Annotated in this window: 17 protein-coding genes and 1 pseudogene; 9 read left to right on the forward strand and 9 right to left on the reverse strand. The window is 70.8% G+C overall.

Features of this window, described 5'->3' with window-relative positions:
* Both V7004_RS00450 and V7004_RS00455 read right to left on the reverse strand, forming a co-directional pair.
* Complete coding sequence (locus V7004_RS00450) at nt 1–2,298, reverse strand: arylsulfatase (protein ID WP_334141086.1); 2,298 nt, start codon at nt 2,296–2,298, stop codon at nt 1–3.
* 53 nt (nt 2,299–2,351) lie between these two features.
* Complete coding sequence (locus V7004_RS00455) at nt 2,352–2,819, reverse strand: VOC family protein (RefSeq protein ID WP_334141088.1); 468 nt, start codon at nt 2,817–2,819, stop codon at nt 2,352–2,354.
* A 149-nt stretch (nt 2,820–2,968) separates the two neighbouring features.
* Between V7004_RS00455 and V7004_RS00460 the strand changes: the two genes are divergently transcribed.
* A complete protein-coding gene (locus V7004_RS00460) occupies nt 2,969–3,985 on the forward strand; it encodes a pirin family protein (RefSeq protein WP_334141089.1) in 1,017 nt (338 codons plus the stop codon).
* Between the two features lie 73 nt (nt 3,986–4,058).
* Entirely contained in the window at nt 4,059–4,454 is a 396-nt protein-coding gene (locus tag V7004_RS00465) for an SRPBCC family protein (RefSeq protein ID WP_334141091.1), read from the forward strand.
* Between the two features lie 19 nt (nt 4,455–4,473).
* Here V7004_RS00465 and V7004_RS00470 read toward each other — a convergent pair whose 3' ends face one another.
* The 5 genes from V7004_RS00470 to V7004_RS00490 form a co-directional block, all read right to left on the reverse strand.
* Nucleotides 4,474–5,391: a ribonuclease Z gene (locus V7004_RS00470; protein ID WP_334141092.1), complete on the reverse strand. Its 918-nt coding sequence runs from the start codon at nt 5,389–5,391 to the stop codon at nt 4,474–4,476.
* Between the two features lie 62 nt (nt 5,392–5,453).
* A complete protein-coding gene (locus V7004_RS00475; protein ID WP_334141093.1) occupies nt 5,454–6,218 on the reverse strand; it encodes a hypothetical protein in 765 nt (254 codons plus the stop codon).
* 110 nt (nt 6,219–6,328) lie between these two features.
* A complete protein-coding gene (locus V7004_RS00480) occupies nt 6,329–8,524 on the reverse strand; it encodes a hypothetical protein (protein ID WP_334141094.1) in 2,196 nt (731 codons plus the stop codon).
* A 302-nt stretch (nt 8,525–8,826) separates the two neighbouring features.
* Complete coding sequence (locus V7004_RS00485) at nt 8,827–10,167, reverse strand: sensor histidine kinase (protein ID WP_334141096.1); 1,341 nt, start codon at nt 10,165–10,167, stop codon at nt 8,827–8,829.
* The gene (locus tag V7004_RS00490) at nt 10,164–10,844 is read right to left on the reverse strand and encodes a response regulator transcription factor (protein ID WP_334141097.1); all 681 of its coding nucleotides are present in this window, start codon (nt 10,842–10,844) and stop codon (nt 10,164–10,166) included. Before V7004_RS00490 ends, V7004_RS00485 begins: the two co-directional genes overlap by 4 nt.
* 141 nt (nt 10,845–10,985) lie before the next feature.
* Between V7004_RS00490 and V7004_RS00495 the strand changes: the two genes are divergently transcribed.
* Together V7004_RS00495 and V7004_RS00500 are read left to right on the forward strand one after the other, a co-directional pair.
* A complete protein-coding gene (locus tag V7004_RS00495) occupies nt 10,986–11,666 on the forward strand; it encodes a hypothetical protein (protein ID WP_334141099.1) in 681 nt (226 codons plus the stop codon).
* Between the two features lie 99 nt (nt 11,667–11,765).
* A complete protein-coding gene (locus V7004_RS00500; protein WP_334141101.1) occupies nt 11,766–12,602 on the forward strand; it encodes a PAS domain-containing protein in 837 nt (278 codons plus the stop codon).
* A gap of 13 nt (nt 12,603–12,615) precedes the next feature.
* Here V7004_RS00500 and V7004_RS00505 read toward each other — a convergent pair whose 3' ends face one another.
* Together V7004_RS00505 and V7004_RS00510 are read right to left on the reverse strand one after the other, a co-directional pair.
* The gene (locus tag V7004_RS00505; protein WP_334141103.1) at nt 12,616–13,827 is read right to left on the reverse strand and encodes a CaiB/BaiF CoA transferase family protein; all 1,212 of its coding nucleotides are present in this window, start codon (nt 13,825–13,827) and stop codon (nt 12,616–12,618) included.
* A 45-nt stretch (nt 13,828–13,872) separates the two neighbouring features.
* A complete protein-coding gene (locus V7004_RS00510) occupies nt 13,873–15,393 on the reverse strand; it encodes a hypothetical protein (RefSeq protein ID WP_334141104.1) in 1,521 nt (506 codons plus the stop codon).
* A gap of 58 nt (nt 15,394–15,451) precedes the next feature.
* Here V7004_RS00510 and V7004_RS00515 point away from each other — a divergent pair, with 58 nt between their 5' ends.
* The 5 genes and pseudogenes from V7004_RS00515 (at nt 15,452) to V7004_RS00535 (ending at nt 20,792) form a co-directional block, all read left to right on the forward strand.
* Nucleotides 15,452–16,351, forward strand: coding sequence for a 1,4-dihydroxy-2-naphthoyl-CoA synthase (locus tag V7004_RS00515; RefSeq protein ID WP_334141105.1), 900 nt, complete (start codon nt 15,452–15,454; stop codon nt 16,349–16,351).
* An 89-nt stretch (nt 16,352–16,440) separates the two neighbouring features.
* Nucleotides 16,441–17,745 (forward strand): inositol-3-phosphate synthase, encoded by a 1,305-nt coding sequence (locus V7004_RS00520; protein WP_334141106.1) that lies wholly within the window; start codon nt 16,441–16,443, stop codon nt 17,743–17,745.
* Between the two features lie 67 nt (nt 17,746–17,812).
* Nucleotides 17,813–19,008 (forward strand): annotated as a pseudogene (locus V7004_RS00525) (cytochrome P450).
* Nucleotides 19,005–19,574: a TetR/AcrR family transcriptional regulator gene (locus V7004_RS00530; protein WP_334141109.1), complete on the forward strand. Its 570-nt coding sequence runs from the start codon at nt 19,005–19,007 to the stop codon at nt 19,572–19,574. The pseudogene V7004_RS00525 and the gene V7004_RS00530 overlap by 4 nt, the downstream one beginning before the upstream one ends.
* Nucleotides 19,575–19,583: 9 nt before the next feature.
* Nucleotides 19,584–20,792 (forward strand): acyl-CoA dehydrogenase family protein, encoded by a 1,209-nt coding sequence (locus V7004_RS00535; RefSeq protein WP_334141111.1) that lies wholly within the window; start codon nt 19,584–19,586, stop codon nt 20,790–20,792.
* Nucleotides 20,793–20,824 lie beyond the last annotated feature (32 nt).

Here is a 20,824-nt window from a genome sequence, read left to right on the forward strand (position 1 = left end):
TCACTGGGAGGAAAGGATGGCGGCCAGCTCGGCCCGCAGGTCGTGGTAGGCATCGCCGCCCACGTCGATCACCGCCCGGTGGATGGTGCCGGTGAACCGGAACGGGGCGTCGTAGTCGAGCGAGACCGCAGGGCCGACCTCGTAGCCGCAGGTGAGCCCCGATCCGGCGATCGAGAACCGGGCCGGGGTGGTGAACGGCAGTTCGGCCTCACCAGCGAGCCGGTCGTCGACGTAGAGCCGGCCGATGCCCGCGAACTCGGCGGTCTTGATGTACTCGAAGCCCAGCCGGTGCCGGCCGGGCTGGAGAGGGGGATGGTCGCCGAGCACCCGGTGGCGTTGCGCGCCGGCCACGTTGTGCTCGTAGCGCAGCACGCCGCCGAGCAGGTAGAGCGTCCAACCTCCGAGCACCGACCCCTGGGCCAGCAGCACCCCGCTGGGGTCACGCCCAGGCTCCACGGTCACCTCCACCACCATCACGTGGGTGCGGTTGCGGACCTGCACCGAAACCGCCTCGGGCACCGGCGCGGTGTGGGGGAAGTAGACGTAGCGCCGCCGTTCCCGGATGCGGCTGGGCCGGGGGGCCTCCAGGGCGGCCAGCGGCCGGTTGTCGAGCGGCAGCACCTGGTGGGCCTCGGCCTCGGCCCACCAGCGGTCCACCAGATCCGCCAGCCGGTCGGGCTCCGCCTCGGCCAGGTCGTGCACCTCCGCCGGGTCGACCGCCACGTGGTACAGCTCCCACCGGTCGTCGTTGAAGGGTGCGTCGGGGTCCAGCCCGTCGTCGTAGAGGCCCCCCAGCGGCTTGAACGTCACCGCCTTCCAACCGTCGTGGTAGATGGCCCGGCTGCCCAGCATCTCGTAGTACTGGGTGGTCCGCGTCGGTGGGGCCTGGCCGTCCCGCAGCACCGGCAGGAAGCTCCGGCCTTCGATCGGCGACTGCGGGACCCCACCGAGGGCCTCCGGGGCGTCGACACCGATCGCGTCGAGGATGGTGGGGAGCACGTCGATGGCGTGCGCGTACTGGTGGCGAACCGCCGACGGCTCGGCGTCGAGGCCCCGGGGCCAGCACACGATGCAGGGATCGGCGATGCCTCCCTCGTGGACTTCCCGCTTCCAACGGCGGAAGGGGGTGTTGCCGGCCATGGTCCAGCCCCACGGGTAGTTGTTGTGCGTGCTGGCGGTGCCGATCTCCTCCAGCCGGGCCCGCAGCTCCTTGCGGCCGGCCGGGACGCCGTTCCACGTGCGGGCGTCGTTGATCGAGCCGTTCCGCCCTCCCTCGGAGGACGCGCCGTTGTCCGACACGACGACCACCATCGTGTTCTCGAGCTCACCGAGCCCCTGCTCGATGAACTCGATCACCCGGCCGAGCTGGGCGTCGGCGTGGCTGAGGAAGCCGGCGAAGCACTCCATGAACCGCGCGGCGACCCGCTGGTCCTCGGGATCGAGCTCGTCCCAGGCGGGCACCCACGGCGGACGCGGAGAGAGCTCGGTGCCGGGCGGCACCACCCCGAGCTCGAGCTGCCGGGCGAAGGTGGCCTCCCGCCAGCGGTCCCAGCCGCCGTCGAAGTGGCCCTGGTAGCGCTCGATCCACTCGGGAGGGGCGTGGTGGGGTGAGTGGCAGGCGCCGAAGGCGAGGTAGGCGAAGAACGGGGAGTCGGCGTCCACCGACCGCAACTCGGCCAGGTACGAGATGGTGCGGTCGGCGAGGTCCTCGCTCAGGTGGTAGCCGTCCTCGGGCCCGGCTGGTGGCGGCACCCAGTGGTTGTCCTCGAAGAGGGTGGGGACGAACTGGTGGGTCTCGCCTCCGTGGAAGCCGTACCAACGCTGGAAGCCCCGACCGACCGGCCAGCTGCTGCGGTCGGCCGCCATGTGGGTCTGGTCCTCGGGGGTGAGGTGCCACTTGCCGACGGCGATCGGCAGGTACCCGTTGGCGGCGAGGATCTCGGAGGCGAAGCCGTGCTCGCGACCGATCATCCCGTTGTGGCCCGGGAACCCGATGGCGAGGTCCGCGATGCGGCCCATGCCCACCGTGTGGTGGTTGCGTCCGGTCAGCAGGCACGCTCGGGTCGGTGAGCAGAGCGACGTGGTGTGGAAGTTGGTCAGCCGCACGCCCCCGGCGGCGAGGCGATCCATGACCGGGGTGGCGATGTCCGAGCCGTAGCAGCCGAGCTGGGCGAAGCCCACGTCGTCGAGCACCACCAGCAGCACGTTCGGCGCGCCCGCTGGCGCTCGGACCTCCGGTGGCCACCAGGGCGTGGACTCCCGCCAGCTCGGACCGATCACACCCTCGAAGCTCGTCATGGCCGGAGTCTCGCGGATGCCGGCCGTTCACGCGGCCGGTGATGGCCCGGTGGTCAGCCCCCCGTCATCTCCTGCATGGCCTGTCGCATCTCCTCGGGGGTGACGTCACGGATGTGGGTGTGCAGCATCCACTGATGCCCCCACGGATCCTCGACCAGGCCCGCCCGGTCGCCGTAGAACTGGTCCTCCGGCTCTCGCAGCACGGTGGCGCCAGCGGCCGCGGCTCGCGCCACCGCGGCGTCCACGTCGTCGACGTAGCGGTGCAGCAGCACTGACGTGCCACCCAACTTCTTCGGGTTCGACGCGATGCCGGGCATGTCGTCGGGGGCGTCGGCCAGGTAGACGGCGGCGCCGCCGACCACGATCTCGGCGTGGGCGATCTTGCCGTCGGGGATCTGCAGCCGGTAGCGCTCCTCGGCACCGAACGCCGCGGTGTAGAAGGCGATCGCCTCGGCGGCGCCGTCGATCATGAGATACGGGGTGATGCGGTCTTCGAGACCGGGTGGGATCGGGTTCGTCATCGGGGGCTCTCCTTCTGCCGTGCGACCAGGCTAGAGACCGCTCCCTGCGGTTGCCGCGGGCAGCTGGGATTCGGGCGCTCTCGATCGAGGAGGGGCTCGCCACCAGGCCTCCTGACCGTTGTCACCGGCTCCCCCGTAGCCTGGCGGGTATGGCTGGCGTGCTGCGCGACGCGTTCCCCCTCGGCTTCCAGTGGCGGACCTTCGACCCGTTCCTGTTCTGCGCCCATCACCTCGACGAGTACCCCGCGGGGAACGAGCAGATGGGTCCCGCGGCATCGCTGCAGGGACGTGAGCTGGGTATGGACTTCGCGGGTATCGACGGCTGGCGGATGTACCACGGCACCGTCGTCCCGGGATTCCCCGGCCATCCGCACCGGGGCTTCGAGACCGTCACCTACGTCCGCCGTGGGGTGATCGACCACGCCGACTCGCTCGGTGCCGCGGCCCGGTTCGGCCGCGGTGACGTGCAGTGGATCACCGCCGGCTCCGGACTGGTGCACGCCGAGATGTTCCCCCTGCTGGACCGCGAGGGGCCCAACACCCTCGAGCTGTTCCAGATCTGGCTGAACCTGCCCGCCGAGGACAAGATGGCCGAGCCGTACTTCGCGATGCTGTGGGATCACGACATCCCGCGCCACGTGGTGGAGGAGGCCGGGCGCCGGGCGGAGATCACCGTGATCGCCGGCGCGTTGTACGGCCTTCGCCCCCCGCCGCCTCCCCCTCGCTCATGGGCCGCCAGGCCCGAGGGCGACGTGGCCATCTGGCACGTACACCTCGAACCCGGCGCTCGTATCGACCTGCCCCCGGCAGGGTCCGCGGAGACGACCCGCACCCTGTACCTGTTCGAAGGAGGTCCGCTCGCGGTGGCAGGGGAGGCGGTCGAGCCTGCCACCGGTGCCGTCGTCCAGCCCGACGTCTCCGTCGAGCTCGCCGCGCCCAGCGGGGCGGAGGTGCTCGTGCTGCAGGGCCGACCGATCCGGGAACCGGTGGCGCAGTACGGGCCGTTCGTGATGAACGACCGGGCCGGGGTGCAGCAGGCGCTGGAGGACTACCGGCGCACGGGCTTCGGCGGGTGGCCGTGGCCCACCGACGATCCGGTGCACGGCCGGGAGGAGACCCGCTTCGCCCGGTACCCCGACGGTCGGGTGGAGCGGGCCCCTGCCTGAGCGCCCACGATCGCAGACTCGTACCAGGCGATCTACAGTGCCGCCGGCCCGCATCCGGCGAGAGGACATCGACATGGCTTCCATCCGCTACCACGCCCGCATCAACCGCTCACCCGACGAGGTCTGGGCCCTGGTGTCCGACGCCGGCGGTCTCGACACGTGGTTCCCGGGCGTCGACGCCTGCACGTTCGACGGTGAGGTGCGCACCGTGTCGACGATGGGCATCGAGATCGAGGAGCGGGTCGTCCTGTCCGACCCCGACCTGCGCCGCTTCCAGTACACGATCGTCGGGGGACCGATGGTGCCCGAGCACCACCTGGCCACCATCGACGTGCTCGAGGACGGTGACGGGTCGCTGCTGGTCTACGCCTGCGACGTTCGTCCCGATGACGCGGTGGCCCTGCTCGCCCCGGTCTACGAGAGCGCGACCCGGGCCGTGAAGGACCACCTCGAAGGCACGTCCGGCTGACCGGCCGGCACCTCGGGGCTCACCCCTCGGGGGCCCGTACGATGTCGATGATCGTGAGGTCCTCCGCCACCACGACATCCGGGAAGACCTCGGCTGCTTCCCGCAGGTGGCCCTCCGCGCTCGGGTATCGGGACGAGAGGTGGGTGAGCACGAGCTGACCGACCCCTGCCTCGCGGGCGATCGTCGCGGCCTCCCGAGCCGTGAGGTGCCCGTACTCGACCGCCAGGTCCACCTCCGACTCGAGATAGGTCGCCTCGCACAGCAACAGGTCGGCGCGCTCCGCCAGCGCCACCGCGTTGTCGCAGGCCCGGGTGTCCATGACCACCGCCACGGCCATGCCGCGACGGATCTCGCTCACGTCGTCCACGTTGATCCGGCGCCCATCGTGTTCGACCCATCCCCGCCGTTCCAGCTCGCCGACGGCCGGACCGGCGAGACCGAGCGCCTCGAGTTCGGATCGAAGGAAGTGCCTGCTCGCCGGCTCTTCGAGTCGCCACCCGAGCGTATCGACCCGATGGTCGAGGGGCAGGGCGGTGATGCGCAGCGGCGGTCCCTCCTCGATGAGGCCGCCGGTCACGGGCACGGGATCGAGGCGCACGGCCTGGCGGCGGCCGATGCTCGCGTCGCAGAGTCGCTCGACGTAGGGCGAGCCGCTGGCGGGGAAGTGGATCGGGATCTCATCCGCGCTCGCGTCGAGGGCCAGTCTCTGCAGGATCCCGGGCAGCCCGAGGCAGTGGTCGCCGTGCAGGTGCGTGAGGCAGATCCGGTTGATGCGGCCGGCGGACACGCCGGCGAAGGTGAGCTGGCGCTGGGTTCCCTCACCGGGGTCGAAGAGGATGGCCTCGCGGTCCCACCGCAGGAGGTACCCGTTGTGGTTACGCGATCGGGTCGGCACCTGGCTGGCGGTCCCGAGCACGACAAGGTCACGTCCGCTCATCGTGTGAGTCTGGCCGACCGTGCGTCGTAGGGGTGTTGGGTGGACTGGAGTGCGCCGGGTGATCAGACGGGATGGCCGATCTCGGCCCAGGCCTGCGCCAGCGATGCGGACGGGATCACCGGATCGGCGGCTTCCCCCACGTCGAGGTGCAGGCCGACCAGGTGCGCGGTCGCCACCTCGATGGTGCCGGTGAGTGCCTCCACCCGGGCCCTGAGCGCACGGACCTGTTCGTGGGCTGCGCTGGTCTCCGGGTCGGGCGCGATGACGGAGCCGACCGCGCACAGGCGCGCCGCGTCACTCACGCAGGTCCCCACCGCCTTGCGTATCGACCGGGCGCGCTCGGCCAGCGGCCCGTCGGGCAGCAGGTTGGCGACCGCGGCGAATCGCGCCGCCGCCTCGTCGACCAGGGATTCCAACTCGGCCCAGGAGCTGGCCGAGGTCGGAGGGGCAGGGGGAGGCGCGCCGTTGAGCCGCGCCGCCACCGCGAGACCCCAGCGGCCGTTCTCGTCGCGCACGGCCTCGAGCGAGTAGGTGCCCTGGTAGCGGAACGGGCGGGGGCGATGGCGCCGGGGCCGGCCAGCGGCGCGGAACACCACCGCGCGCCAGCTGGCGGCGAGCTGCTCGGCGGTGCGGCGGTCGGTGCATCGCCGCTGCAGGGCGGCCAGCGGCGTCACGGTCGAGCCGCAGAGGGCCCGCACGAAGCGCTCGCCGTCGAGGTCGGCCCGATCCTGGGGGCTCATCGCCAGGTCGAGCAGGCACCCATCCACCCCACGGGGCCCGCCGACGAGGCGGATGACCGTGCTCGGGCTCGTCGTGGCTGCATCCATGGGGACCTCCTTCACGGGCGGGGGAGACGACCGCTACCCACCTTCGACCGTCGAGAGCCCGGTAGCAAGCCCCTCGTCAGGGCTGGAGCGCCGCGGCGGTGGCGGCAGGCTCAGCTGTCGGAGTCGACCCCGTTGAGCTCGTCGACGACTCGGAGCAGGTCTCCCTGGTCGTAGAAGTTCACCCCGACGATGTTCGGGAACAGGTTGCGCTCTGCTCGGCACTGCTGCACCCGGGCCATCAACACGTCGTAGGCGTTGACCTCCCGCGCCTGCTCCACCGATGGCGGTCTGGTGTTGGTGATCCAGTGGTTGATCTGGAACAGCGGTGCGTTCGCCGGGCCCCGATTGTGCGCGCAGCTGAACTGGCTCGGGTCGGCGAACGTGTAGGGGGTGTCCTGCCAGAGGCCGTAGCCCTGGACGTTCCATGGTGGGGGCGGGCCGGAGTTCTCCTCGAAGAGGAGGATGTTCTGCTTGGACTCGATCAGCTGCCGGAGCGTCGGCAGTGGCTGGTCGGGGTCGTACTGCCAGAGCCGGTCGAGCAGTCCCGCCTGCTGGAACGACGCCTGTGTGTCCTCGGTGGTGATGTAGTCGCCGGCGAAGAGGATGATCACCTCGTTGGGGTTGCGAGCGAGGAATCGCTTGATCGAGGCCAGCACGTCGCTGAACTTCGTGGCCCCGAGCTCGCAGTAGACGTGGCAGAGGTACACCTGCCTGCCCACGTTCGGCACCTGGGCGTTGGCCGCGATCTCACGGGCCTTCGCAGCGGCTGCGGGTGAGATCTCCTCCTCCGAGGCTCGGGGCCGGGCCGCGGTCTCGGCCGCCTTGTCCGTGACCACGATCTCCGCGCCACCGACCTTGACCCCGGTCGGCACCCCGTAGTGGGTCTTGATCAGGAACGCTCGGATCCCGTACTCGAGTTGCTGGGGGATCCCGAACAGGTTCTCGGCGAACAACCAACCGGGATCGGACGCGGCCGACATGGCGTTGTGGGCGCCGGCGAAGGCGACCTGGTCGATGCGTCGATCGCACAGCTCGGTCGAGCCGTTGCAGCGCAGCTCCGTGGACGCCCGCGCTTGGGCCCGTGCCCGCTCGGACGACACGTAGAGCCCCACCCCCAGCACGCCGATGACGACGGCGGTCGCCCCGACGAGGGCCGTGCCCTGCCGGAGCAGCTTGCGTTGCCCGGCGGTGGGCTCGAAGCGGGCCCGAGCATCGGCTCGGCTGCGCGCGCCGGTGATCTGGAGCACCCGGAACAGCCCTCGGTACACGAGGTAGGCGCCGGTGAGGCTCAACAGCATCGGCACCAGCGCGTCACGCAGCCCGACCACCAGGAGGCCCCCGACGATGATGGCCAGGCCTTTCGCCACCTCGAGGCCGGGGCTGGCCTGGTGCTGGGTGGAGACCCGGGCCCAGGCCCGCCGGGCCAGCTCCACCGGATCGACCGGCTGGCCCTGCGGCGCCACGGCAGCGGCGAGGGCGATGGCCACGGCGCCGAAGCCTGCGAGCCAGAAGCCGAAGGTGTGGAGATCGCCCATGAATGCCGCCGAGCCGTCCTCGACCGCTCGGGACAGATCCGGGTTGCGGAAGGCGTCGCCGGCCGCGATCGGCACGAGCGTGGTGATGCCCACGACCACGATGCCCGCACCGACCACCGCGAACCCCGCCTTCACGAACCCGCGAGCCCGGTGCGGGTCGAGCGCGACCGTGCCCGCCAGCGCGCCGATCGCGATCAGCAGGAGCGCCGCCGTGTCCCGGGGGAGGGCCGGTTCGAGCCGCCACAGACCGAGAGCTCGGAGCTGGTCGGACACGTCGACGATGATCGACTGGGTGTTCTGCGGGAGGCGTTCGGCCACCTCGGGGTTGATGATCTCGAGCGTCGAGGTGACCACCTCGAGCGAGTTGCTCAAGTTGAGGAAGAAGTTCTGCCCGCCCTCGGTGAACACGATGCGGTGGGCCTCGCGCAGGGCGTCGAACAGGATCTCGCGGAAGCCGTCCGTCGCGGTGACCTCCTCGATCACGGTCACGAGCACGGAGCGGAACTCGACGAGCACCGAGGATGCCTCGATCAGCTCGTCGGTGATCTCCTCCGCCAGGGCGTGGCGGACCGTGCTCGACTCGAGCATGGCGATCGTGCGGCGAGCGAACTCGTCGCCATTGAAGATGGCATCGTCGACCCAGGCCACGACCACCGCGGCGACGAGAGCGAACGTCGCGAAGACCGCGAGCGCGGTCGACCCGTGCTGCCGCCACCGGATCTGCCGATGACCCGTCTCGACCGTCCTCGCTGGTGCCAGGCCCCCGTTCATCCCACTCCCCTCGGGCTCCGGGACAGGCACGCTAGCTGGCCACACGGGGCGACGGCCGGCAACTCGGCATGGTCGGGGCTACGGACGAGCGAAGGGAGTCGTTCGGACGAGGCTCACGGGACCTTCGGCCCTAGGGGGTGACGGGAGCGTGCCGTGAAATGCAGAGGCAGGATCCGTCTCGCGTCAGCGCACGGGATCTCGTCGGGGTGCCGGCCCATCCCCTTCCCCTTCTGTCGGCCGGCGCCCCGGCGCTCGCCTGGCTGGTGCGTGGATCGTGCTCACCATCCGGCCCGTGCTCCTGCTCAGAATCGGATCGTGAACACCGAGCCCGGGCCGGGGACGGCGTCGTCGACGCTGACCGTGCCGTCATGGGCCTCGATCACCTGCCGCACGATGGCCAGTCCCAGGCCGGAACCAGGCATCGCCCTCGCGGCATCGGTGCGATAGAAGCGCTCGAAGATGCGCTCGCGCTCGGCGGGGGGGATGCCAGGGCCGTGATCCCGCACCGAGAGGGATCCCTGCTCGACCACGATCTCGATCGACTCGCCCGGAGGATTCCATTTACAGGCGTTGTCGACCAGGTTCTGCACCGCCCGCTCCAGCATGGTCGGGCGTCCCCAGGCCAGCCAGCCCGGCCCGCTCACGGTCACCCTCTGGCCGGTTCGCTTGCTGGCCCGCTCGGCCACCCGCTGGGCGAGGGCTCCCATGTCCACCTCGACCTCCTGCTCGACCTGGCGGGTGTCGGTGGCGAGCTGCACGAGCTCGGCGGTCAGCTCCGTGAGCTCTTCCACCTCGGCCCGGATATCGGAGACGATCTCGGTCCGGGTGGCGTCGTCGAGATCGCTGCGCCGGAGCAGGTCGACATTCGTCCGGATGCTGGTGAGCGGGGTCCGCAGCTCGTGGCTGGCATCGACCACCAGCCGTTGCTGCTGCTCGCGGGAGAGCTTCAACGCGGCCAGCATGCGCGAGATGCTCGCGGTCAGTCGACCGATCTCGTCGTCGTGGGTCGCGGCCAAAGGAACGTCGAACTCGAGCGTGTCGGCCACGTGCTCGGCGGCCCGGGTCAGCTGCTCGACCGGGCGGGCGGAGCGGCGCGCCACCCACCAACCAACTGCGGCGGCCAGGACCGTCCCGGCGATCGACACCAGCACCAGGGCCAGCGCGAACCGGGAGAGAGTGGCTTCCACCTCGCGGAGCGGGCGGGCGATCTGCACCGCCACCTGCCGGCCGGTGGACGCCGTGACCATCCGGTAGCGCTCGCCGTCGATGGAGACGGTACGCAGCCGGGTGGTGCCGTCCGGGCGGGTGGCGATGGCCTCGTCGGTCGCGTCCACCGGGAGCTCGTCGCTCTGCGTCGGTGGTGTGGTGATCGAGCCGTCGGCGCGCACCACCTGGAAGAGCACGTCGGTGGGCAGGGGCTGTCCCCGTCGCGCACGGAGGGCCAGCCCCGGGCGCCGGGCCTCACCGACCGCGGCCAGCTCCGGCAGGGCCAGCGGCTCGTCGGTCGCACGCCGGAGGAGGTCACTGTCGATCTGGGCCACCATCTGCCGACGCACCGTGAGGTAGCCGGCGACCGAGCAGGCGATGACCGCGGCCACGAACGACAGACCGGCGAGCAGGGCGATGCGCCGGCGGAAGGTCATTCGCCACCGGCTCTCAGGACGTAGCCCACGCCTCGCACGGTGTGGATCAGCCGCGGATCCCCGTACTGCTCGGTCTTCCGGCGCAGGTACCCGATGTACACGTCGAGCGAGTTGGAACTGGTCTCGAAGGAGTACCCCCAGATCCGCTCGAAGATGAGGTCACGGGTCAGGACCTGGCCCGCGTGCTCGGCCAGCAGCGACAGCAGCTCGAACTCGGTCTTGGTGAGCAGGAGTTCTCGCTCGCCGCGCATCACTCGTCGGGACCGCCGATCGATGCGCAGGTCGCCCACCTCGATCACACCGTCGTTCACCGGCGAGGCGCGGCGGATGAGGGCCCGGAGGCGAGCCAGGAGCTCTTCCAGCGCGAACGGCTTCACCAGGTAGTCATCGGCGCCGGCATCGAGGCCTGCGACCCGATCGGCGGTCTCGTGCCGCGCGGTCAGCATGAGGATCGGGGTGCGGTTGCCCCGCTCCCGCAGGCGGCGGCAGACGTCGAGGCCGCTCAGGTGGGGCATCATCATGTCGAGCACGACCGCATCCCACTCGGACCCCTCGATGCGCTCGAGGCCGGCCAGCCCGTCACTCGCCTCCTCGACGTCGTAGCCATCCAGGTTGAGGGCGCGCTGCAGGGCATGTCGGAGGTGTGGATCGTCTTCGACCACCAGGATCCGAGGCATGCCCGTGTGACTGTATTGAACGCCCCCACGGGTCTCCCGGGTTCTTAGGAGCTTCTTAGTTGACCTTCACGGAGATCTGAGGTCAGCTCGCCACGATGGGCGTCGAAGCGTGAGAGCCACGCCTCAGACAAGGAGGTATCGATGAACAGCACGGTCCGAAGCCTGCTGGTCAGTACCGCACTGGTCGGCGGCCTCGCGGTGACCGGCGCCGTCGCCTTCGCCCAGGACGGCACGACATCGACCACATCGACGGAGGTCCCGACCACGGAGGCCCCCTCGACCACGTCCCCGTCGGCGGAGGCCCCCTCGACGGAGACCCCGTCCACGGAGGCCCCCGCTCCGGATTCCGCTCCTGACAGCAGCTCACCGAAGGGTTGCGGGCGGGGCCATCGGGGTGAGCACCGGGACCAGTTCGATCAGGCCCTGGCGGACCAGCTCGGCGTTTCGGTCGATCAGCTCCGGTCCGCACGGGAGGCAGCTCATGAGGCGGTCGTGGCGGAGTTGGGGGAGCCGGAGCGCCCCCAGGATCGGCCCTCCACCCAGGAGGAGCGTGACGCGCTCCGTCAGCAGTTCGAGCAGCGCAAGGCGCTGTTCGACCAGAAGCTCGCCGAGCAGCTCGGTATCTCGGTGGACGACCTGAAAGCCGCCCGGCAGGCGGTGGCCGAAGCTGGGATCGCTGAGAAGGTGGCGAGTGGCGAGATCACCCAGGAGCAGGCTGATCGGATGCTCGAGGCTCTGCGCAACGGTGACGCTCCACCGTTCGGGCTCGGTGGTCACGGACCGGGCGGCTTCGGTCGGGGGTTCGGCCGGGGCCCACGCTGAGTTCCGGCTCGCTCTCGTTCGACATCGTGGTCGTGGATCGTGGGTCTCCGGGCCCGGGATCCACGACCACGAGCGCGTAGGGTGACCTACGCTCCGGGGGTGAATGAGCTGCCCGCATCCGGAGGCGACCCGGAGTTCCTGCAGCGGCTGGTCGACCTGCTCCCCGCCGCGGCGTTCGTGATCGACGCCGGGGGGACCGTCCGCTTCGTCAGCGAGCCGGCGGCGGCGCTCGTGGAGCGGGACCGCTCGGAGCTCGTCGGCGAGTCCGTGCTCTCGTTCGTGGACGAGGGTACCGCGTGGGCCTATGCGGCGGCCGTGGCGATGGCCGGGGACTTCGGCCACGTCGTCCTCGGTCCGCTGCGAGTCTCGTTCGTCACGGCCGGAGGCCAGTCCCGGGCGGCCGACCTGTGGGCGATCAACCAGCTCGACGACCCCGTGGTCCGCGGCATCGTGTGTCTTCTGACGCCGGAGACCGCGGCGATGGGGTTGAGCGAAGCCATCACCGCGCTGGTGGGCGACGCCCCGTTCGCCACCGTGGCGGCCCGGGTCGTGCGAGCCATGCAAGGTCACCCGACGGTGGCCCGGGCCGCGCTGCTCGCCGCCGGGTCGTCGGGCATGCGCCTGGTCGCAGGCAGCGACGACGACCTGCCCGACATGAGCGGGGAGGGACCGTGGGAGCACGCGGTTCGCACGGGTGTGCGTCAGCTCGCCGCCGACCTGGACGAGGTGCCGCCAGCGCTGGCCGACGCGGCCCGGGCTGCGGGCTGCGCCACCGTGTGGGTGGAGCCCGTCGCCAGCGGGGAGCTGCCAGCGCGTGGAGCACTCGTGCTGTGGCGACGGGCTACCGGTCGGCCCACGCCGAACGAGCTCAACGCCATGCACCAGGCAGCCGCGGTGCTGGCGCTGGCCTGGGAGCGCCACGAACGGATGGCGTGAGGGCTCGCCGGTCTCAGGCCACCACCCCGCGGGCGCGCAGATCGTCGATGCGGTCGGCGTTCACGCCGATCCCCGCGAGGACCTCATCGGTGTGCTGGCCGATCTCCGGCGCAGCCCAGCGCCCCTCGATCGGTTCCCCATCGAACTGCGCTGGGCTGGCCACCAGCCGGGTCGTGCCCCGAACCGGGTGCTCCACCTCCACGAGGTACCCGTTGGCCCGGACCTGGACGTCGTGGACGTACTCCGACGGCGGTTGCACCGGAGCCCACACGATGTCCTCGGCGTTGAACCGCTCGGCCCACTCGGCCCGTGGCCGGGTGGCGATGATCGACCGGAGCAGGTCGTGCAGCTCGTCGCTGGCGGCGGCGCGCTTCTCGGGTGTGTCGAATCGCGGGTCGCTGAGCAGGTCGACCTCGAGCGCCCGGCACACCGCGGGCCAGTACGCCTCGGGGTTCATCATGGTGAAGACCAGCCGCTTGCCGTCCTGGCACTCATACCAGGTCATGAGCGGGCCGGCGCCGCGCCCGTCGGGTCCGCTACGGGGCAGCTCGAAGCCGTTGGTGAGGAAGTTGGCGATGTCCGGGCCGATCATCCAGGCGCCCGACGCCAGCAGGGATACCTCAACGTCGATCCCCTCCCCGGTTCGTTCCCTGCGGACCAGCGCGGCCGCGATGGCCCCGGCGAGGAAGTTGCCCGCCGTGGTGTCGACGAACCCGGCTCGCTGGCCGGTGAGTGGGCCGCCCTCCGGGGTGAGCCGATCACCCACCCCGGCCCGGGCCCAGGCCGACACGTAGTCGTAGCTGGGACGCTCGGCGTCGGGGCCCTTGCTGCCCTGCCCGGTGGCCAGCGCGTACACCAGGCTCGGGTTGACGGCGCGCAGATCCGCGGGCTCGAGGAGGAACTTTCGCCGCAGCGGCGGCAGGTAGTTGGTCAGGAACACGTCGCTGGAACGCACGAGGTCGTCAAGCAGCGCCCGCCCCTCCTCGGTGGCCAGGTCGATGCCGACGGAGCGCTTGTTGCGGTTCCACTGCTCGTGGAGGAAGTTGACCATCGCCCCCTCGGCGAAGCTCACCGCGCCGAAGATCCCCCGCAGGGGGTCGCCCCGCCTCGGATCCTCCACCTTGATCACATCCGCGCCCCAGTCGGCGAGCACCGTCCCCGCCGAGGGGGCGAAGCCCCAGTTGTCGACCTCCACCACCCGGATGCCCTCGAGCACGCGCGTCATCGGATCCCCCTGGTCTCGTCAACCGCTGCGACGGCGGTCGCGAGCCTACGGTGTGGTCTCGGGGCGCGTGTGTTCGCCGTCCTCGCCGGCGATCACGGAGAGCTGGCCGGGCGCGTCGAGCCGGGCCGCGACACCGCAGCACTCACGGTCCGCGAGCCGAGCTGCGAGGCCGCGGTCGCTCGATACCGCCACCGAGCGGTACCCACCGGCTTCGACCACGGCCACGGCCCGACCCGGCTCGCCCCGGTCGTGGATCACGGTGCAGGCGACGATCACCCCGTCGCCGGTCAGGTCCGGATCGAGTGACAGGACCTCGGTGGCCGCCGCCGCTTCGGCGGTGACGTCCCGGGCGTGGAAGGGACCCTGGGGTGGCTCGGACGACCACAGACCGATGGCCGGCTTGGTGAGCATGCCGCTCACCGAGGTGACTGCTCCCCGAGATCGGGGATCGGCGCGCAACCGCTGCGCCATCGCCACCATCGCCTGCAACACGTAGTTGTTGAGCGGGCCGCCGGCAAAGGTCATTCCGCCGGTCACCGTCAGGCCCCGGGGGTCGTCCAGGCTCAGGCCCAGCTCGGCAGCCTGGACCTGCACCGCGGCAGGGAAGCAGCTGTACAGGTCAAGGTGCGCCACGTCGTCGACACCGCAGCCCGCGGCCTCGAAGGCGGCTCGGGCGCAGGCCCGGAAGGCCGGCCACCGTCCGATCGAACGCCGGCACGGAAGCGGCACCATCAGGTTCGACTCAGCGGCCACCAGCGGGAACACCCACCGGTCGCGCTCGATGCCCAGCGCGCCAGCCACCTCCACCGAGCACAGCAGGAGCGCGGCCGCCTGGTCGACGTTCCACTGCGAGCAGAGCAGCTTCGTGTAGGGCGTGGCCACCATGCGGTTGGTCGCGGTCGGCGTCACGATGACCTCCGGGGAGAGGGCGTCGTGGCTCCAGGCGAGGGGGTTGCTCGCCGCCACCGCCGCGAACCGGGACCACAACGCGCCGAGCTCGGCCCGGTGCTGGGCGGGCGAGCGATAGGCGGCGGCTCGCAGCGCGCTCTCGATCAACGCGTACTGGTGCGCCGGCACGGCCAGCTCCCGTTCGATCTCGGTGGCGGTGAGGATGTCCCCGTCCGGCAGGAGCAGCTCGTCGGGTTCCGTCCCAGGGGGCTGGCTGGTCTCGGGTGCCTCGGTGCTGGTGATCGCCGCCCGCAGCGCCCGGTGCTTCGCCTCGCCGCCGCAGATCGCCACCACCCGTGCCCGTCCGGCGGCGATGTCGGACGCAGCCCGGGTGATGAGCGTCTGCTGGAGCACCCCCACCTCGGCCAGGACGGTCCGAGCGGATGCCCCGACTCGTTCCGCCAGGAGCCGACCCGGGTCGGGGTAGCTCCAGGTCCCGTTGGGTACCGCGATCACGTCGATCCGATCCAGCAGCGCTCGGGAGCCGGCATCGTCGGCCGCGGCGAGCAGTGCCTGTTCCATCAGCACGATCGCCTCTGCAGCGGCGGACGGGTCGCCCACGCGTTGGGTGTGCGCGGCCGCGCCCACCAGCACCGGTGTGCGGGGATCGAGTGCCATGCCGGCGGCGTCCTCCTTCGCTCGTCGCTCCCCCCGCTGCACCCTAGGCTGCCAGCCGATGGTCTCCGAGCTGTTCGATCCCGCCGCCTGGCGCCCCATCGAGGGCTTCGACTTCGCTGACATCACCTACCACCGGGCAGTCGATCACGGCACGGTGCGCATCGCGTTCGACCGGCCGGAGGTCCGTAACGCCTTCCGGCCTCGCACGGTCGACGAGCTGTACCGGGCGCTCGACCACGCCCGCATGACCAGCGACGTCGGGTGTGTTCTGCTCACCGGCAACGGGCCGTCGCCGCGGGACGGCGTGTGGGCCTTCTGCTCAGGAGGCGACCAGCGCATCCGAGGCCGGGACGGCTACCGGTACGCCGAGGGGGAGACCGCCGACACCATCGACCCCGCCCGCACGGGCCGCCTGCACATCCTCGAGGTGCAGCGGCTCATCCGCATGATGCCGAAGGTGGTCATCTGTGTGGTCCCCGGCTGGGCTGCGGGAGGGGGCCACAGCCTGCACGTGGTGTGCGATCTCACCTTGGCGAGCCGCGAGCACGCGCGCTTCAAGCAGACGGACGCCGACGTGGCCAGCTTCGACGGCGGGTTCGGTTCCGCGTACCTGGCTCGCCAGGTCGGCCAGAAGTTCGCCCGGGAGATCTTCTTCCTGGGCCGCGAGTACACCGCGGAGCAGGCCCACGCCATGGGAATGGTCAACGAGGTCGTGGCCCACGAGGACCTGGAGCGGGTCGCCCTGGAGTGGGGCCGGATGGTGAATGGCAAGAGTCCGACCGCGCAGCGCATGCTGAAGTTCGCGTTCAACCTGATCGACGACGGCCTCGTCGGCCAGCAGGTCTTCGCCGGGGAAGCGACCCGGCTCGCCTACATGACCGAAGAAGCTGTCGAAGGCCGTGACGCGTTCCTGGAGAAGCGCCCCCCCGACTGGTCGCGTTTCCCCTGGTACTTCTAGCGCGCCCGGCGCGCGCATCCGCCCCGATCGCGGGCCTGGGCCGGCCTCCGGAGGTCGGGTGGCGCGCCCGGGTCACTTAGGCTGCGGGCATGGCAGACCCGCGCACGATCGCTCCCGCCACCGGCCGGCTCGGCGTCCTCACCCCTGGTCTCGGTGCGGTGGCCTCCACCTTCATCGCCGGGGTGATGGCGGCCCGGGAGGGCCACGCCGTGCCCGTCGGTTCCCTCAGCCAGCTCGCGCACATCCGGCTCGGCGATCGCAGCGAAGGACGCAATCCCCTGATCCGCGACTTCGTGCCGCTGGCCTCACTCGATGACCTGGTGTTCGGTGGTTGGGACCCGATTTCGCCCAACGCGCTCGAGGCGGCCCGCACGGCGGGGGTGCTGGAGGAGCGCGACCTCGCCCCGGTGTCCGCGCAGCTCGAGGGTGTGGTGGCGATGGACGCAGTGTTCGACCGCCGATGGGTCAAGAAGCTCGACGGGCACCGGGTGAAGCCCCAGACTTCGAAGTGGGACCTGGCCCAGGCATTGATTGACGACATCGAGCGGTTCCGCGCCGACAACGACTGCGACCGCCTGGTCATGGTGTGGTGCGGTTCGACCGAGGCGTACCAGGAGCCGTCGGCGGTGCACGCGTCGCTGGAGGCGTTCGAGCAGGGGCTGCGCGACGACGACGAGAACATCGCACCGAGCCAGATCTACGCCTACGCGGCCATCGCCTCCGGGGTGCCGTACGCGAACGGCGCCCCGAACCTCTCGATCGATCTCCCCTGCATGCTCGAGCTGGCCGCCGCCCGGCAGGTCCCGATCTGCGGGAAGGACTTCAAGACCGGCCAGACCCTGATGAAGACGCTGATCGCACCGGGGCTCAAGGCCCGGATGCTCGGCCTGCGGGGGTGGTACTCGACGAACATCCTCGGCAACCGCGACGGCGAGGTGCTCGACGACCCGGAGAACTTCAAGACCAAGGAGATGTCCAAGCTGGGGGTGCTCGACACGATCCTGCAGCCGGAGCTGTACCCGGAGCTCTACGGCAACATCGACCACGTCGTGCGCATCAACTACTACCCGCCCCGCGGTGACAACAAGGAGGGGTGGGACAACATCGACATCTACGGCTGGATGGGGTACCCGATGCAGATCAAGATCGATTTCCTCTGCCGGGACTCGATCCTCGCCGCCCCGCTGGTGCTCGACCTGGCGCTGTTCCTCGACCTCGCGGCCCGTGCCGGGCAGAGCGGGGTGCAGGAGTGGCTCTCGTACTACTTCAAGTCGCCGCAGCCGTCGGGCGGCCTGCCCCCGGAGCACGACCTGTTCATCCAGCACATCAAGCTCAAGAACACCCTGCGGGAGTGGATGGGGGAGGAGCCCGTCACCCACGCCGAGGACGGCTGATCCCGTCTCGACGGCTGTTGAACAGAACCTCTAGTCTGTTCAACAGTTGGACCGAGGGGGGGAGCCGATGACCACGACCGCGCTGGTGTACGACCCGACGGACCCGGCGACGATCCGGTCTCCGTTCGACACCTACCGGCGTCTGCGCGAGGAGGCGCCGCTGTACCACCTCGGGGGCGGGTGTGGGTCCTGTCCCGCTTCGCCGACGTCTTCGCCGCCGCGCGGGACACCGAGACCTTCTCCTCTGCCCAGGGACTGTCCTACGAGGGTGGCGACATCGAGGTCCTCGGGCTGCTCCCCACCATCGTGATGATGGACCCACCCGAGCACACGGCCTACCGGAGGCTGGTGAGCCGGGGGTTCACCCCCCGCAGGGTGGCCGGCATCGAACCCGCGGTCCGGGCCTTCGTGGTCGAGCGGATCAGTGCGATGCGCGACGTGATCCGCGACCAGGGAACGGCCGACTTCATCGCCGAGCTGGCCGGCCCCCTGCCGAGCTTCGTGGTGGCCCACTACCTGGGCGTACCGCAAGCCGATCGAGGCCGGTTCGACGGCTGGACCAACGCGATCGTCTCGGCCAACGCGGCCGGCGACGTGATCGGCGGCGCCCAGCAGGCCGTCGGCGAGTTGTACGAGTACTTCACTGATCTCGCCGAGCGGCGCCGCCACGACCCCGGTGACGACATCATCTCCCAGCTGGTGCATGCCTCCCTGGGGGACGAGCCGGTGCCGATCGAGGCCGTGCTCGGGTACGCGTTCGTGATGGTGGCCGGCGGGAACGACACCACCACCGGCATGCTCGGTGGTTCGGCCGAGTTGCTGACGCAACGCCGGGACCAGCGCCAGCTCCTGCTCGACCGGCCGGAGCTCATCCCCGATGCGGTGGAGGAGCTGCTCCGGTTGACCTCCCCGGTGCAGGGGTTGTCGCGCACCACGACCCGCGACATCGAGCGGTACGGCCAGACGATCCCCGCCGGCAGCAAGGTGCACCTGCTCTACGCGTCGGCGAACCGCGATCACCGCGAGTTCGGTCCCACGGCGGAAGAGCTCGACGTCCAGCGCCGCATCGACCGCATCATGACCTTCACTAGCGGGCCCCATCACTGCCTGGGCGCCGCGGCGGCCCGGTTGCAGTCGCGGGTGGCGCTCGAGGAGCTGCTCGCTCGCCTGCCGGACTTCGAGGTCGATGGGGACGCCGGGGCGTACGCGCCGGGCGCGTTCGTGCGACGGTTCACGTCGCTGCCCATCACCGCCTCGGTATGAGAGGAGCGATCGGCGCCGAACCACGGTGGGGTCGCGAGGACGACCCCGGCCAGGCGGTCGAGCGACTGCTCGATGCGGCGGGGATGGTGTTCGCCCGCCACGGGGTCTTCACGGCCAAGGTCAACGACGTCGCGGTACAGGCAGGGTGTTCGCGGGGCACGCTGTACCGCTACTTCCCCGACGGCGATGCGCTGCGCTTCGCCTTCGTCGAGCGGGAGGCCCGCCGGATCGGTGCGGAGGTGGCCGGGCAGGTCCGTTCGATCGTCGATCCGGGCCAGCGGCTCGTCGCCGCCATCCTCGTCTCGCTGGATGCCGTCCGCGGGGACGAGGTGCTCCGGGCGTGGTTCGATCCCACCGCCGCAGGCCGTACCAACCAGCTGGCGATGCAGGTGGAGGTGGTCTCCTCGATGCTTGAGCCCCTGGTGCGGGACGTGCACGGGCGGGCCGGCAGCACTCTCGCGACCGAATGGGTGGTGCGGGTCATCCTCTCCCTGCTCGCGCACCCCGCCGATCCCGCCGACGAGCGCCGCATGCTCGAGCGGTACCTGCTCCGGTCGCTGTCGTAGGCTCGGGTCGTGACCGACATCGTTGCTTCCCCCACTGCGCTGCTGGGTGAGCGCCTCGATCAGCTCCTCAGCGAGATGGACCCGGCCACGGCTGATCCCGTGGCGTTCCGCGGTCGTCAGTACGATCTCGGGCTGGCCTGGGTGCACTTCCCCGAGGGGTGGGGTGGCCTCGGCATCGCACCGAACCACCAGAAGGAGGTCGACCGGCGCCTCCGCGAAGCTGGTGCGCCACCTGTCGATGCCCGCCTGTTCTTCGGGTTGACCATGGCCGGACCGACGGTCGTCACGCACGGGAGCGACCAGTTGCGGGCTCGGTTGCTGCGGCGGATGTTCACCGGGGAGGACGCCTGGTGCCAGCTCTTCAGCGAGCCCGGCGCCGGTTCGGACCTCGCGGGTCTGTCCACCCGGGCGGTGCGTGACGGTGACGAATGGGTGATCACGGGTCAGAAGGTCTGGAACACCCTGGCCCACCTGGCCGATCGAGGGATGCTCGTGGCCCGTACCGATCCCGAGGCGCCCAAGCACAAGGGGCTCACCTACTTCGCGCTGGACATGCACGCCCCGGGCGTCGAGGTGCGCCCGCTGGTGCAGATCACGGGTGAGGCCGAGTTCAACGAGGTGTACCTCACCGAGGTGCGGGTGCCCGACGCGGACCGCATCGGTGAGGTGGGTGAGGGTTGGCGGGTCGCCATGACCACGCTCATGAACGAGCGCACCACCATCGGCGGAGGCTCCGGCCCTCCGGCCAAGGGGTCGGGGGCGATCGCCGAGGCCGTGCGGATCTGGCGGGAGGAAGCGGTGGAGCGCACGCCAGTGGCCAAGGACCGGCTCATGCAACGCTGGATCGAGGCGGAGGTGCTGCGGCTGACCAACATCCGCGCCGCCCAGAACCGCAAGGCCGGCAATCCGGGGCCGGAGGGCTCCATCGCCAAGTTGATGTTCGCCGAGGTGAACAAGGACATCTACGAGCTGTGTGTGGATCTGCTCGGTGCTCAGGCCCTGGTGGGCTACGACTACTCGCACCAGCGCACCGAGAGCTTGGGGTTGGTCGGCCCGCCGGGCTCGGCGCGCAAGATGTTCCTGCGGTCACGGGCGAACTCGATCGAGGGCGGCACGTCGGAGATCCAGCGCAACATCATCGGCGAGCGGGTGCTGGGGCTCCCCGGCGAGCCGCGGGTCGACAAGGACCTGCCCTGGTCGCAGGTCCCCCGCAGCTGAGCGCCCCGCGGCCCCAGCGAGCCGGTGTCGAC

The sequence above is a fragment of the Rhabdothermincola sp. genome (genome assembly GCF_036846205.1).
Classification (GTDB): domain Bacteria; phylum Actinomycetota; class Acidimicrobiia; order Acidimicrobiales; family Acidimicrobilacustridaceae; genus Rhabdothermincola.

Excerpts from the sequence above, each read along its gene's own strand:
- V7004_RS00450 (WP_334141086.1), bottom strand. The coding sequence starts at position 2,298 with ATGACGAGCTTCGAGGGTGTGATCGGTCCGAGCTGGCGGGAGTCCACG.
- V7004_RS00455 (WP_334141088.1), bottom strand. The coding sequence starts at position 2,819 with ATGACGAACCCGATCCCACCCGGTCTCGAAGACCGCATCACCCCGTAT.
- V7004_RS00460 (WP_334141089.1), top strand. The coding sequence starts at position 2,969 with ATGGCTGGCGTGCTGCGCGACGCGTTCCCCCTCGGCTTCCAGTGGCGG.
- V7004_RS00465 (WP_334141091.1), top strand. The coding sequence starts at position 4,059 with ATGGCTTCCATCCGCTACCACGCCCGCATCAACCGCTCACCCGACGAG.
- V7004_RS00470 (WP_334141092.1), bottom strand. The coding sequence starts at position 5,391 with ATGAGCGGACGTGACCTTGTCGTGCTCGGGACCGCCAGCCAGGTGCCG.
- V7004_RS00475 (WP_334141093.1), bottom strand. The coding sequence starts at position 6,218 with ATGGATGCAGCCACGACGAGCCCGAGCACGGTCATCCGCCTCGTCGGC.
- V7004_RS00480 (WP_334141094.1), bottom strand. The coding sequence starts at position 8,524 with ATGAACGGGGGCCTGGCACCAGCGAGGACGGTCGAGACGGGTCATCGG.
- V7004_RS00485 (WP_334141096.1), bottom strand. The coding sequence starts at position 10,167 with ATGACCTTCCGCCGGCGCATCGCCCTGCTCGCCGGTCTGTCGTTCGTG.
- V7004_RS00490 (WP_334141097.1), bottom strand. The coding sequence starts at position 10,844 with ATGCCTCGGATCCTGGTGGTCGAAGACGATCCACACCTCCGACATGCC.
- V7004_RS00495 (WP_334141099.1), top strand. The coding sequence starts at position 10,986 with ATGAACAGCACGGTCCGAAGCCTGCTGGTCAGTACCGCACTGGTCGGC.
- V7004_RS00505 (WP_334141103.1), bottom strand. The coding sequence starts at position 13,827 with ATGACGCGCGTGCTCGAGGGCATCCGGGTGGTGGAGGTCGACAACTGG.
- V7004_RS00510 (WP_334141104.1), bottom strand. The coding sequence starts at position 15,393 with ATGGCACTCGATCCCCGCACACCGGTGCTGGTGGGCGCGGCCGCGCAC.
- V7004_RS00515 (WP_334141105.1), top strand. The coding sequence starts at position 15,452 with ATGGTCTCCGAGCTGTTCGATCCCGCCGCCTGGCGCCCCATCGAGGGC.
- V7004_RS00520 (WP_334141106.1), top strand. The coding sequence starts at position 16,441 with ATGGCAGACCCGCGCACGATCGCTCCCGCCACCGGCCGGCTCGGCGTC.
- V7004_RS00530 (WP_334141109.1), top strand. The coding sequence starts at position 19,005 with ATGAGAGGAGCGATCGGCGCCGAACCACGGTGGGGTCGCGAGGACGAC.